The sequence below is a fragment of the Micromonospora sp. DT53 genome (assembly GCF_049841535.1).
Lineage (GTDB): Bacteria > Actinomycetota > Actinomycetes > Mycobacteriales > Micromonosporaceae > Micromonospora.
Genome location: NZ_JBNCKM010000012.1, coordinates 1 through 12,810 on the forward strand (window position 1 = coordinate 1; position 12,810 = coordinate 12,810).

The window sequence follows — 12,810 nt, forward strand, 5'->3', positions numbered from 1 at the left end:
TCCTTACTCCGCACCCGGCGCTTTCAGCGCCAGGCACTTTTACTACGTTACCCGCTCGTTTCCGCCGTGTCAAACCGATATTTCGCGGTTCGTCATGCTTCACCCGAGATTGTGGGCACCATGTCGCGATCGGCTTGCGCCGCTCTCGTCATGGATTCGGCAGGCCGGCCGTCGCGATTTCCCGCGACCCGCCCGGTGCCCTGCCGGTTCGTAACCATACCCGGTCGGTTTCGCCGCGCCAAATCCGCCTCGCGGCGTTTCTGGGGGCACCTCCCGGTTGGGGCTCCGATGGGCTGTGCCCATCCGACCCCCAGGCCGTTGGCCGGCGCTCCGGCCGTCTCAGGCTTTCGCCTGTTTCGTCCGTTCCGCGCTGACAGAGAGAAAGTTACGCGTCCGGCGGGATGATCGTCAAATCCGCCGGACGCGTCCCCCGTCACAGCGTCGACAGGTGGCTATTCACCCAGCTCAACGCCCGCGAACGAGCGCTTTCCCCGACGCAGGACCAGGTACCGCCCGTGCAGCAGATCCTCCGGCGACACCGCGGCGTCCACAGCGGTCACCCGATTGTTGTTGACGTAGGCGCCACCCTCGGTGATCACCCGACGGGCCTCCTTGAGGCCGTTCACCAGACCGGAGTCCCGCAGCAGACCCGCCACATCAGGCAATTCGCCGGTGAGGCGAACGAGACCGGCCTCGGTCAGGGCCGCCCGCAGGGTCTCCGGCGCCAACTCGTCCAACGATCCGCGGCCGAAGAGCGCCTGGCTCGCGGCGATCGCCTGCCGCGCCTCGTCGGCGCCGTGCACCAGGGTGGTCAGTTCCTCGGCGAGCGCCCGCTGCGCCAGGCGGGCCGCCGGCCGCTCGGCGGTGGCCTTCGCCAGCTCCTCCAACTCGTCGCGGGAGCGGAAGCTGAAGTACCGCAGGTAGCGGTCGACCTCCTGGTCCTCGACATTGAGCCAGAACTGGTAGAAGGCGTACGGGCTGGTCATCGTGGGGTCGAGCCAGACGGCACCGCCCTCGCTCTTGCCGAACTTCGTGCCGTCGGACTTGGTGACCAGGGGCGTGGTGAACGCCTGCACCGGCCCGGCGCCTCGCCGACGGACGTAGTCGACGCCTGCGGTGATGTTGCCCCACTGGTCGGAGCCACCGAACTGGAGCTGGCAGCCGTGCCGGCGGTGCAGCTCGAAGAAGTCGTTGGCCTGTAGCAGCTGGTAGCTGAACTCGGTGAAGCTGATGCCGGTCTCCAGGCGGGCCCGCACCACCTCCCGCGCCAGCATCTTGTTCACCGGGAAGTGCTTGCCCACGTCCCGGAGGAAGTCGACGATCGACATCTCGCCGGTCCAGTCCAGGTTGTTGACCAGATGCGCCGCGTTGTCCCCGGTGTACGACACGAACGGCGCGAGCTGTTCGCGGATGCGCTCGACCCAGCCGGCGATCACCTCCGGCGGGTTGAGGGTCCGCTCGGCGCTCTCCTTCGGGTCACCGATCTGGCCGGTGGCCCCGCCGACCAGCAGCAACGGGCGGTGGCCGGCGAGTTGCAGCCGGCGGGCCGTGGTGACCTGCATGAGGTTGCCGACGTGCAGGCTCGGGGCGGTGGGGTCGAAGCCCACGTAGTACGTGGCGGGCTTCTCACCGTCGAACAGCTCACGCAGCTCGTCGAGGCCTGTCGAGTCCTGTATCAGGCCACGCCAGAGCAGGTCGTCGGTCAGGGAGTCCCGCCCGGGCGGCGGAGGGTTGCTGTCGGTCACGGTCACCGATTCTCCCCCATCGTCGGCGTCGACCCGTACCGGGTTTGCCGCTACCCACCCCGGCTAGGCTTGCGCCCCGTTGATCGAGGAGGGCGTTGCCATGGAGATTCCGGATCTGACGGGCGGTTTCGTCGCCCTGCTCGGCCTGAAGTTCGAGGAGGCCAGCGCCGACCGGGTGGTCATCAGCTGGCAGGTCCGTCCGGAGCTGCACCAGCCGTTCGGCATCCAGCACGGCGGGGTGTACTGCTCGGTGGTGGAGACCGCGGCCAGCGTGGGTGGCTCCCTCTGGCTGGCCGACCGGGGCACGGTGGTCGGGGTGTCGAACCAGACCGACTTCCTGCGGGCCGTCCGGGACGGCGAGCTGACCGCTGTCGGTACCCCGGTGCACCGGGGCCGCAGCCAGCAGCTCTGGCAGGTGGAGATCACCGACGCCGACGAGCGACTGGTCGCCCGTGGTCAGGTCCGGCTGCAGAACCTCTCGCGTTCCTGAGCGACGGCGTCCGGCGGATGGCTCAGCTGTGGGCCTCGTCCAGCACCGGCTCCGCGGCCTGGTCGGTGTCGTCGGCTTCATCGGGTACGCGGCTGAGCCGCACCTCGGTGATCGCCCGGTGGTCGATGCCGGCCACGACCAGCACCCAGCCGTCCAGCGTGACGTCCTCCCCGGCGACGGTGGGGATGTGTCCGAGCCGGGCCAGCACCAGCCCGGCGACTGTGGTGTAGTCGCCGTCCGGTCGCGACGGCAGCTCGACGCCGATGTCCGGGAGGTCGTGCACCGGGAAGGTGCCGGGCAACAGCAACGCGCCGTCGGGGTCGCGCCGCACCGAGCGCACATCCCGGTCGGTCTCGTCGTAGATCTCACCGACGATCTCCTCCAGGATGTCCTCCAACGTCACGATGCCGTCGACGGCGCCGCGCTCGTCCACGACGAGCGCGATGTGCTGACGCTCGGCCTTGAACTGGCGCAGCGCATCCACCACCGGTAGCGAGTCGGGAAGCAGCATCGGTGGCCTGGCGATCTCGTCGACCGGGCGGTCGTCGGGCACGCCCACCAGGTCACGCAGGTGGATCACTCCGGCCGTGTCGTCCAGGCCGCCGTGGCGCACGACCGGCGCCCGGGAGTGCCCGGTGGCGGCCAGCACGAGCCGCGCGGCGTCCGCGGTGGTTCCGCTGTCGAGCGTGAAGACCTGCAACCGGGGTACGAGGACAGCCCGCAACCGCCGGTCGGCGATCTCCACGGCGCCCGCGATGATGGTGCGCTGTTCCTTGGTGAAGCCGTGGTTGCCGGCGACGATGTCGCGCAGCTCGTCCGGGCCGATCTCCTCCGGCTGGTGTTTGGGGTTGAGCCCGACCAGGCGGACCACCACGTCGCTTGTGGCGCCGAGTGCCCAGACGGCCGGTCGGGTGAGGCTGGCCAGCAGGTCGAGTGGGCGGGCCACCAGCAGCGCCCACCGCTCGGCGGACTGCATGGCGATGCGCTTGGGCGCCAGCTCGCCGAAGACCAGGGTGACGAAGGTCAGCGCGAGGGTGACCACCACGATCGCCACCGTCTCGGCGGCGCTGCCGAACACGCCGAGCAGGGGCACCAGGGGTTTGGCCAGCGAGACCGCTGCGGCCGCGGAGGCCAGGAAGCCGGCGAGGGTGATGCCGATCTGGATGGTGGCCAGGAAGCGGTTCGGGTCCTTGGCGAGTCGGGCCAACACCCGCCCGGCCCGGCTGGTGCGCTCCAACCGCTGGATCTGGCTGTCTCGCAGCGACACCAACGCCATCTCGCTGCCCGCGAAGAGCGCGTTGATCACGACCAGGACTCCGACCAGGGCCAGTTGGCTCCCGTAGCTCTGCACGCCCGGTTCGCTCCCTCGTGGTGGTGGCACCGGCCGCTGCGCGCGGCACCCGCCGGTCGGCGAGCCCGCCCGGCGTAGGCGATTCTTTGCCCCGTCCGGCGCCTGCCGAATCCTGCCCCGGCGACGCTATGCCGAATCCGGCGGCTGTCGACGCCGTGCCGAATGGTACGACGGTGATGCCGGGCCGAATCGAACGACGGTGACGCCGGGCCGAATCGGACGACGGTGACGCCGGGCCGACTGGAGCGACGCTACGCCGACCGGGACGCCGATGACGTCGGCAGGTCGAGAACGTACGAGTCGCCCTCCGGGCGGAAGCCGAGCCGGTGGTAGTAGGGGGCGACCATCCGGGGTGGGCTGACCACCTGGTGGAAGCCCCGTTCGGTGAACAGGTGGCTGCGCCGGTAGACGAACTCGCCCGGGGTGAAGTCACGGAACTTCGGGGTCACGTAGTCCAGGTCGATCTGGGCGACGCCCGGCGCCTCGGCGTGCGACAGCACCACCCCGACCACCTCGTCCGCCGTCACCACCAGGAACGCCGAGCGCCCCGCCGCGGCCGGGTCCCAGTGGAAGCCGGGGTTGAACCGGGCGATGTCGGCGGCGTGCACCCGCAGCGTGTGCGCGAGGAACTGGTCGCCGACACCGACCTCGACCACCTGGTAGGTCTTCTCGTCGTGCCGGGTGGCGAGCATCCCCCGCAGGTACCAGATGTTGATCACCGCGAGCACGACGTTGAGCCCGACGCCGGGCCAGACCTCGATCGCGGCGTTGTAGCCGATCAGCACGAAGCAGCCGACGAGGTTGAGCGCCCGCAACCGCAGGATGCGCGATTGCAGCAGCGACCAGACCAGCACTGCGGAGCCGGCCCAGCCGACGAGATCCAACCAGTTCACGCCGCGAGACTAGTGCCCGCCCAGGTCAGGGCCATCGGCGGGCAGCTCCAGCAGCCACTCCTCGACGTCCTCGCCGCGACCGTTGGCGTACCCCGAGTCTTCACCGACCACCACGAACCCGCACTTGCGCAGCACCGCGAGGGAGGCGGCGTTGTCCTTGGCGGCGCGGGCGTGGATCGGCCGGGGCAGCTCGCGCAGCAGGGCGGCCAGGGCCGCGGTGGCGTGCCCCCGACCCCAGCGCGCCGGGTCGATCCAGTAGCTGACCTCGGTCTGCCCCTCGGCCGGGAAGGCGCTCACGTAGCCGACCACCTCGCTGTCGACCTCGACGGTGCGGACCAGGTTCGCCGGGTTGGTGAGCACCCGGGCCCAGTGTGCGGCGAATTCCCGCCGGTCGGTCGGGTCCTTGGGGCCGAAGGCTGCCATCCGGTTGGCCTCCGGGTCCTGCTGGTGCAGGAAGAACTCGACGAGGTCGTCCTCACGGACCGGGCGCAGCAGCACATCGGAGGTCATCGGCCGAGGGTACGCAGTGGCAGGCGTGGCTCACACGATGACGGCCGCGACTGCCAACGCGGCGGCTGTCAGCGAACTCGTCACCGACAGCACGCGACGCCACGGCACCTTCGCGTCGACCGTCGGCAGTACCCGCCACCGGGCCGCCGCCTGGGTGATTCCCCCAGCTGACAGGCCGGCCCCGACCGGCCACAGCCAGGCCGGCACCGCCGACCAGTCCCCCATCCGGTGCCCCAGGGCGAGGTAGGCAACCCCCCACACCGTCGCCGCCAGCAGCGTCACCCGGTCCAGGTCGCGGCGGCGGGCGGTGCTGAGCAGGGAGAGGCCGCCGAGGAAGGTGAAGGCCACCGCGAGGCCGATACCGATCCAGACCGGGGTCACCGGGGCGGCCGCCCCGGCCTCCTCCTGCGGCACTCCGAGCAGCCGCAGACCGATCGGTTCAACACCCTTGTCGGTGTTGCCGAGCACCACGACCGCTCTGCCGGTGGCACGTTCGAAGCCGATGTAGGACCGGAACCCACTGGTCGCGCCGTTGTGCCAGACCACCTCCTGGTCGCCGTGGCGGGTGGTGAACCAGCCGTACCCGATGCGGGTATCGCCCTCCTCGCGGAAGCGGGCGGTGGCGGCGTCGGCGCCCGGCGCGGTGCCGGCGAGGGTCGCGGCGGCCAGGCGGGCCAGATCCCCCGCCGTGGACCAGGCGCCGACTCCGGCCGGCGCGTACCCGGTGCCTGTCCAGGGGATCCAGCGGCCGACCGCTGGCCCGGCTGCCGTGGGCACGCCCGGCCGGCAGGCCGTCGTCCCGGGCGGCGACCACTGTGGCGGTCATGCCGAGCGGCCTGAGCAGTCGGTCCTGGAGCAGATCGGGGTACGTGAGGCCGGCCTTCGCGGCGAGCGCATGGCCGAGCACGGACGGCCCGAGGTTGGAGTAGTGGACCTCGCCGCGCCCGTCGCCGGGGGTGACCCGGTCGGCGGCACCGCGGACGGTGTCGACGCCCTGCCCGGCGTAGAGGTTGCTGCCGGAGACGTTGGACCACAGCATGCGTGCCCAGGCCAACGGGGAGCCGAGGGCGACCCGGGGCAGGCCGGAGCGGTGGCTGGCCAACTCGGCGAGGGTGACGTCTCGGGCCGGGCCGGTGACCATGGGCCAGGTGGCACCGAGCGGGTCGTCGGGGGGACTGCGCCGGCGGCGGCCTGGTCGGCGAGGAGCATGCCGGTGAGCGCCTTGGCGATCGAGCCGATCTCGAACGCGGTGTCGGGCTCGACCGGCTGGCCGGTGAGGTCCCGGTCTCCCAGGCCGGCGGTGCGGATCCGGCCGTTCTCTACCAGCGCGACGGCGAGGCCCCGGTGCCCCTTCGCGTCGGACACGGCCGCTCGGGCGGCGCTGTTCAGATCCGGGTCGCCGGTGGCGTGCGAACCGAGTCGCGGCACGCGGGGCATCAACGCGACCCCGACGAGGCCGGCGATCAGCGCGACGACGAGGGCGGTGACGATTGGCCTGCGCATGGTGCTCCTTCCGTCGACGCGAGGGGTGTCCACAGTGGTGGTGGCTCGCGCGGTCGGTGCTTGGGTGCAGGGGTCAACGGCCGGCGGCGGCGAGGATGGCCAGCAACGGCACCACGCGTTCGGCCGGGACCGCGTAGCGTCCTCGGCCGGCGCTGCGCAGCCAACCGGCGGCGGTGATCTGGCGCAGGTGGTGATGCAGTTGGCCGGTGGTGCCCAACTCGTCGATCTCGGCCAGCTCGCTGGTGCTCTGCCGGCCGCCGAGGATCTCCCGCAGCAGCCGCAGGCGCACCGGGTGCGCCAACGCGGAGAGGGTGCTGGCCAGCTCGGTCCAGTCGACGGCGAGCAGGTCGTCGACGGTGCGGCCGTACTGCCAGTCGTAGTGCTGGCCGGCGACTCGGACGGTGCCGGTGTAGAGCACCGCGCCCGACCCATCTGCTGGCAGGCGCTGCTTGAGTCCGTCGAGCGCCCAGAACGTGCCCTCGGGCGCGGGTGGTGGCGGTGGTGCCGCGGCAAACCGTTGGCTCAACGCGGCAACGTGTGCCTCCAGCGCGGCGAGCCGATCCTCCATGCTGTCCATGCGTCGATACTACGAACATACGTAGTTACGTGCAAGCGTCGGAACCGACCGCCGCCAGGACCGGCGCGTCCGGCCCATCCGGCGTGGCCGAGCGGTCGACAATGACGAGACCAACCCAGGGAGTGCCATGAACCGACCTGTCGTGGTGGGCGTGGACGGATCGCCGTCCAGCCTCGTCGCCGCCGAGCACGCGGCGCGGGCCGCGCTGCTCCGGTCCCGGCCGCTGCTCCTGGTGCACGGCTACCTGCATGCCTCCGGCTACGGCGTGCCGCTCAACCCGTACGACGTCGGGGTGCCGGTGCCCTCGGAGGAGGCGCAGAAGATGTTGGAGCGCACGGCGGCCGAGCTGATCGGGCGGTGGCCCGGCCTGGCCGTCGAGGTGCGTCAGGTCGCCGGCGGCCCGGGAGTCACCATGATCGAGGAGTCCCGCGGGGCGGAGCTGGTCGTGGTGGGCAGCCGTGGCCTGGGCGGTTTCGCCGGCCTGTTGCTCGGCTCGGTCGGCGCGCAGGTGGCCGCGCACGCGCACTGCCCGGTGCTGGTGGTCCGCCCGGACGAGCAGCCGATCCCGGTGGACGCCCCGGTGCTGGTCGGCGTCGACGGGTCCGAGTCGTCCCGGCTCGCCGTCGGCCTCGGTGCGGACGAGGCGGCACTGCGGGACGTGCCGTTGGTGCTGGTGCACGTCGGTCCCGCGGACGGGGGCCGGACGGTGCCGGAGGAGATCGAGGAGTCGCAGGCCGTGTACCAGGCCGAGGCGGTGCGGCTGCTGGCCGATGCCTCAACCGGGGTGCGCGCCGGGCACCCCGACCTGGTGGTGCGGGAGCATCCGGTCCGGACGGCCGGCGCGGCCCAGGGGCTCATCGAGGCCAGCGGGACGGCGTCGCTGCTGGTCGTGGGCACCCGGGGCCGGGCCGGGTTCGCCGGTCTGCTGCTCGGGTCGGTCAGTCAGGCGGCGATCCAGCACGCGCACTGCCCGGTGCTGGTCGCCCACCCGGTCAGCTGATCGGCGTGCCGTCACCCCGACCGAGCATCTGCAGGAAGTCGGTGGTGAGGGCAAACGGGTCGGCCGGCCCGGTGGCCGGTGGTCGGCGCTCGATCTGGTCGGCCAACTCCCCGGCGGCGCGCCGGATGCGGTTGCGCAACGCGCCGTCGGCGGTGCCGTCGGACCAGTCCTCCGGGGCGGCGAAGACCGCTGTCGGGACGACCACCGACCGGAGGTAGGCGAACATCGGGCGGACGGCGTGCTCCAGTGCCAGGGAGTGCCGGGCGGTGCCACCCGTGGCGCCGATCAGCACCGGCCGGTCGACAAGCGACTCGGCATCCAACACGTCGAAGAAGGACTTGAACAGCCCGTTGTACGAGGCGCTGAAGATCGGGGTGACGGCGATGATCCCGTCCGCCCCGGTCACCGTGTCGATGACCTCGCGCAGCGCTGCCGGCGCGAACCCGGTGAGCAGGTTGTTGACCACGTCGTGGGCGTACTCCCGCAGGTCGACGACGTGCAGCTCCACGTCGGAGCCGCGCCGGACCAACTCGTCGCGGGTGGCCGCGGCGAGCTGGTCGGCGAGCAGCCGGGTCGACGAGGGCTGACTCAGCCCTGCCGAGACCACGGCCAGGGTGCGGTGGGTCATCGGGTCGCCCCCTCCGGCGCCTTGCCCGTCACGTCGTCGACGGCGTGCACGGTGCTGTCCTTGGCGCCGCCCGCCGCGGCGACCAGCGAGGCGTGCGTGGGCGCCGCCGGCACGTGCGCCGGACGCAGCGCGTCGAACTCCTTGCGCAGCACCGGCACGACCTCCTCGCCGAGCAGGTCGAGCTGCTCCAGCACGGTCTTCAGCGGCAAACCCGCGTGGTCCATCAGGAACAGCTGCCGCTGGTAGTCACCGACGTACTCCCGGAAGCCCAGCGTGCGGTCGATGACCTGCTGCGGGCTGCCCACGGTCAGCGGGGTCTCCCGGGTGAACTCCTCCAGCGACGGCCCGTGCCCGTAGACCGGGGCGTTGTCGAAGTAGGGCCGGAACTCCCGGACCGCGTCCTGCGAGTTGCGGCGCATGAACACCTGCCCGCCGAGACCGACGATCGCCTGGTCGGCGGAGCCGTGGCCGTAGTGCGCGTAGCGCTGGCGGTAGAGCGCGACCATCCGCTGGGTGTGCTCCTTGGGCCAGAAGATGTGGTTGGCGAAGAAGCCGTCGCCGTAGTACGCGGCCTGCTCGGCGATCTCCGGGCTGCGGATCGAGCCGTGCCAGACGAACGGGGGCACGCCGTCGAGCGGACGCGGCGTCGAGGTGAACGACTGCAACGGGGTGCGGTGCTTGCCCTTCCAGTCGACCACGTCCTCGCGCCACAGCCGGTGCAGCAGGTCGTAGTTCTCGATGGCCAGGGGGATGCCGGCGCGGATGTCCTTGCCGAACCACGGGTAGACCGGGCCGGTGTTGCCGCGGCCCATCATGAGGTCCACCCGGCCGTCGGACAGGTGCTGGAGCATCGCGTAGTCCTCGGCGATCTTCACCGGGTCGTTGGTGGTGATCAGCGTGGTGGCGGTGGACAGCAGCAGCCGCTCGGTGCGCGCCGCGATGTGGCCGAGCATGGTGGTGGGTGACGACGGCACGAACGGCGGGTTGTGGTGCTCGCCGGTGGCGAAGACGTCCAGGCCGACCTCCTCGGCCTTCACCGCGATCGCGACCATCGCCTTGATCCGCTCATGCTCGGTCGGCTCCCGACCGGTGGTCGGATCGACCGTGACATCCCCGACGGTGAAGATTCCGAACTGCATGACCAGCTCCTCGCGTGTCAACCGGGTGCCGTCGTGGTACCCGGACGCAGCTCTCAACTTATTTGACGACGCAACTATTCCGTCGGCGGGACGCCTCGCAGTGGCGCCGATCACTCTCCACAACCGGACACCCGGCCCCAGACTGCCCCTTGGTGGCAGGTCGGTCAGCCTCCCGCCACCGAGGGCAACACCTGCACCTCCGCGCCGTCCTTGACGGGGGTGGCGAGACCGCCGGAGTGCCGGCAGTCCTCCCCGTCGACGAAGACGTTGACGTAGCGGCGCAGCTCGCCACGCTCGTCGCGGATGCGCCGGGCCAGCCGGGGATGCGCGACGGCCATCTCGTCGAGGACCGCCCGGAGCGTCCCGGCGGCGGTGACGTTCAGTCGACTCGCGCCCCCGGCCTCGCCGCGCAGCGGGCCGGGCAGCAACACGGTGACCACGCTCAGACCTCCGCGGCGCGAACGCAGAGCACGTCGGGCAGGTGTGCCGCGACCGACGACCAGGAGTCACCCTCGTCGCGGCTGGCGAAGACCGAGCCGGAGCGGGTGCCGAAGTAGACCCCGCCGGGGCTGGCGTCATCGGCGCACATCGCGTCCCGCAGCACCGCCGGATAGAACGGGCCCTCGGGCAGCCCCACCGACAGCGGCTCCCACTTGCCGCCGGCGTCGGCGGAACGGAACACCCGACAGCGGTGGTCGGTGGGGAACCGCTCGCCGTCGGCCACCAACGGGAAGGTCCACACCGTGCCGCCCCGCCCCGGGTGGGCCACCATCGGGAAGCCGAAGTCGCTGGGCAGCCCGTCGGCGATCGAGGACCAGGTGCGGCCGTCGTCGTCGGAGCGGTAGACGCCGTGGTGGTTCTGCGCGTACAGCCGCTCGGGGTTGCCGGCGTCCCGGGCGACCTTGTGCACGCACTGGCCGAACTCCGGCCACTCGTCGGGCATGAAGTAGGCGCGGATGCCGGTGTTGCCCGGCGTCCAGCTCGCCCCGGCGTCCTCCGAGCGGTAGACCCCGCCTGTGGACATGGCGACCAGCAGCCGAGCCGGGTCACGCGGGTGGGGCAGCACGGTGTGCACGGCCTGACCGCCGAAGCCGGCCTCCCACTGCGGCCGGTGCGGGTGGTCCCAGAGGGAACGGACCAACTCGAAGCTGCGGCCACCGTCGGTGGATTTGAACAACGCCGAGGGCTCGGTGCCGGCCCAGACCACGTCCGGCTGGTCGGGACCGGCCGGCATCAGCTGCCACACCCGCCCGAGGGAGACGTCGGTGTCGGCCGGGAACGCGACAGGCGCCTGGTCGGGCTCGTCCCAGGAGGCGCCGAGGTCGTCGCTGGTGGCGACACTGGGCCCGAAGTGTGAGCTGGTCATGCCGGCGAGCAGCCGCGGGGTGGAACGGCGAGTGTCGATCGCCACCGCGTAGACACCGGTCATCGGAAAGTGCGGGCCGGTGATCTCCCAACTGCGCCTGTCGTCGGTGCTGGTGGCGAGAAACAATCCCTTGGCCGTGCCGATCGCGAGCAGCGTTGCCATGACGTCCTCCGAACCGTCGGTGAGCAGGTTCGGTGATTATGGCCACACCCCCCGACAACCTTCGCCGCCCACACGCCGGAGGGGCTGCTCAGGGCCGGATGCGGGGCACGTGCCGACGGTAGGCGCTGACCGTGGGGTCGCCGTCGAGCCAGAACCGCCACGGCAGGTCGTGCGCGCCGGTCACGCCGACCCGGGGACCCGCCACCACCCTCTCCGGCGGCACCGGTCGGGCCGGGGGCCGCAGCCCGACCGGGCCGTCGCCGAGCAGGTACGCGCCGTACGCCGCGCGGTCGATGCCGAGCGCGGAGCAGAGCCGGGCGGGCCCGCGGGCCAGGTCCACGTCCCGCCGGATGGCCGGCCGGCGCTCCCGTGCCGTGGCCAGCCCGTCGACCACCTCACCGGCGCGCAGCAGCACGGCGGAAGCCTCCCCCTCGACGCCGGTGACCACGTTCACGCACCAGTGCATGCCGTAGGTGAAGTAGACGTAGGCGTGTCCGGCGGGGCCGAACATCACGGCGTTGCGCGGGGTGCGGCCCCGATGGGCGTGCGAGGCGGGATCGCCACCACTTCCCGCGTACGCCTCGACCTCGGTGATCCGGACGGTGACCCCGCCGGCGTGCAGTCGGCAGCCCAGCAGCCCGCGCGCCGCCGGCAGCGGTGGACCGGCGAGCAGGTCCGCCAGTGCCGCCAGGCCGGCCTCGGCACTGGGGTCATCCGGCACGAACTCCATGACCCGACGGTACCCAGCCTTCCACCCGGCCATTCCGCTGACGGATCGCACCGGCCACCGGTAGGGCCTCCAGCGTTCACCAGTTGGACATTCAAGGTATTGAAACGCGTCCGGTGGCCCACGGGTGTATCCAGTGTCGTCGCACGGCGCGGCGGCACATTCGAAGAGGAGCCATCATGACCGTACGAAGCATCCGTCGGCCCCTGGTCACCATCGGCCTGATCGCGGCCGGTGCCACGCTCGCCTTCGCCCCGTCCGCCAGCGCCAACGCCCCGCTGCGGGCGGCTGCCCTGACCGACGGCGCCCCGTTGACCGCTGTCGCACTCGGGGGCACCGGCAAGATCGACGCCAACGGTGCGGCGGTCTTCGTTCCGGTCAGCCTGACCTGTTCGCAGCCGACCCAGGTCGACCTGACGGTGAAGGTCGCCCAGGCGATCGGGGAGTCGGTGCGGACCGGCACGACCACCCGGAAGGTGCCCTGCGACGCGACCACCCAGAAGGTGCGGATCGCGGTGACCGCGACCGAGCTCCCGTTCGCTCCCGGCGTGGCGTTCGGCGTGGTGACCGGAAACTCCTGCGACTCGCTGTGCAACTCGATCACCGACGAGCACCGGTTCGATTTGGCCCTCTGAGCCGCGGCGTGGGGGGGGGCCGCGGCAGGGGGCGGCCCCCCCAACAAGACGGAGGAGAGGGTGGGCGGGATGGGGGGGGGGGCG

At 71.8% G+C, this 12,810-nt stretch carries 13 protein-coding genes and 2 pseudogenes; 3 read left to right on the top strand and 12 right to left on the bottom strand.

The window, feature by feature from the left end; translation table 11 throughout:
* Window positions 1-452 precede the first annotated feature (452 nt).
* Entirely contained in the window at window positions 453-1,745 is a 1,293-nt protein-coding gene (gene tyrS / locus ACLQ3B_RS29730; RefSeq protein WP_425784232.1) for a tyrosine--tRNA ligase, read from the bottom strand.
* A gap of 100 nt (window positions 1,746-1,845) precedes the next feature.
* On the opposite strand from tyrS, the gene ACLQ3B_RS29735 reads away from it, so the two are divergent.
* Window positions 1,846-2,235, top strand: coding sequence for a PaaI family thioesterase (locus ACLQ3B_RS29735; protein ID WP_425784013.1), 390 nt, complete (start codon window positions 1,846-1,848; stop codon window positions 2,233-2,235).
* Between the two features lie 22 nt (window positions 2,236-2,257).
* Here the strand turns inward: ACLQ3B_RS29735 and ACLQ3B_RS29740 are convergent, their stop codons facing one another.
* From ACLQ3B_RS29740 to ACLQ3B_RS29765, 6 genes and pseudogenes are all read right to left on the bottom strand, one after another.
* Window positions 2,258-3,586, bottom strand: coding sequence for a hemolysin family protein (locus tag ACLQ3B_RS29740; RefSeq protein ID WP_425784014.1), 1,329 nt, complete (start codon window positions 3,584-3,586; stop codon window positions 2,258-2,260).
* A gap of 251 nt (window positions 3,587-3,837) precedes the next feature.
* The gene (locus ACLQ3B_RS29745; protein WP_425784015.1) at window positions 3,838-4,479 is read right to left on the bottom strand and encodes a hypothetical protein; all 642 of its coding nucleotides are present in this window, start codon (window positions 4,477-4,479) and stop codon (window positions 3,838-3,840) included.
* 9 nt (window positions 4,480-4,488) lie between these two features.
* Window positions 4,489-4,989 (bottom strand): GNAT family N-acetyltransferase, encoded by a 501-nt coding sequence (locus ACLQ3B_RS29750; protein ID WP_425784016.1) that lies wholly within the window; start codon window positions 4,987-4,989, stop codon window positions 4,489-4,491.
* 30 nt (window positions 4,990-5,019) lie between these two features.
* Window positions 5,020-6,130 (bottom strand): annotated as a pseudogene (locus tag ACLQ3B_RS29755) (serine hydrolase domain-containing protein).
* Between the two features lie 47 nt (window positions 6,131-6,177).
* A pseudogene (locus tag ACLQ3B_RS29760) lies at window positions 6,178-6,492 on the bottom strand (serine hydrolase); the annotation flags it as partial.
* A 73-nt stretch (window positions 6,493-6,565) separates the two neighbouring features.
* Entirely contained in the window at window positions 6,566-7,069 is a 504-nt protein-coding gene (locus ACLQ3B_RS29765; protein WP_425784017.1) for an ArsR/SmtB family transcription factor, read from the bottom strand.
* A gap of 127 nt (window positions 7,070-7,196) precedes the next feature.
* Here ACLQ3B_RS29765 and ACLQ3B_RS29770 point away from each other — a divergent pair, with 127 nt between their 5' ends.
* On the top strand, window positions 7,197-8,069 hold the full coding sequence (locus ACLQ3B_RS29770; protein WP_425784018.1) for a universal stress protein: 873 nt from the start codon (window positions 7,197-7,199) through the stop codon (window positions 8,067-8,069).
* Here ACLQ3B_RS29770 and ACLQ3B_RS29775 read toward each other — a convergent pair.
* From ACLQ3B_RS29775 to ACLQ3B_RS29795, 5 genes are all read right to left on the bottom strand, one after another.
* Window positions 8,062-8,697, bottom strand: coding sequence for an FMN reductase (locus ACLQ3B_RS29775; RefSeq protein ID WP_425784019.1), 636 nt, complete (start codon window positions 8,695-8,697; stop codon window positions 8,062-8,064). The genes ACLQ3B_RS29770 and ACLQ3B_RS29775 overlap by 8 nt on opposite strands.
* Window positions 8,694-9,836 carry an LLM class flavin-dependent oxidoreductase gene (locus tag ACLQ3B_RS29780; RefSeq protein WP_425784020.1) on the bottom strand — a complete coding sequence of 381 codons (1,143 nt, stop codon included), beginning with the start codon at window positions 9,834-9,836 and terminating at the stop codon, window positions 8,694-8,696. The genes ACLQ3B_RS29775 and ACLQ3B_RS29780 overlap by 4 nt, the downstream gene beginning before the upstream one ends.
* A gap of 164 nt (window positions 9,837-10,000) precedes the next feature.
* Window positions 10,001-10,276 carry a ubiquitin-like small modifier protein 1 gene (locus tag ACLQ3B_RS29785; RefSeq protein ID WP_112584619.1) on the bottom strand — a complete coding sequence of 92 codons (276 nt, stop codon included), beginning with the start codon at window positions 10,274-10,276 and terminating at the stop codon, window positions 10,001-10,003.
* A 2-nt stretch (window positions 10,277-10,278) separates the two neighbouring features.
* Window positions 10,279-11,364, bottom strand: a complete 1,086-nt coding sequence (locus tag ACLQ3B_RS29790) for a WD40/YVTN/BNR-like repeat-containing protein (protein ID WP_425784021.1) — start codon at window positions 11,362-11,364, stop codon at window positions 10,279-10,281.
* 88 nt (window positions 11,365-11,452) lie between these two features.
* On the bottom strand, window positions 11,453-12,094 hold the full coding sequence (locus ACLQ3B_RS29795; protein WP_425784022.1) for a DNA-3-methyladenine glycosylase: 642 nt from the start codon (window positions 12,092-12,094) through the stop codon (window positions 11,453-11,455).
* 176 nt (window positions 12,095-12,270) lie between these two features.
* Here ACLQ3B_RS29795 and ACLQ3B_RS29800 point away from each other — a divergent pair, with 176 nt between their 5' ends.
* Window positions 12,271-12,726: a hypothetical protein gene (locus ACLQ3B_RS29800; protein ID WP_425784023.1), complete on the top strand. Its 456-nt coding sequence runs from the start codon at window positions 12,271-12,273 to the stop codon at window positions 12,724-12,726.
* The last annotated feature ends 84 nt before the right edge of the window (window positions 12,727-12,810 follow it).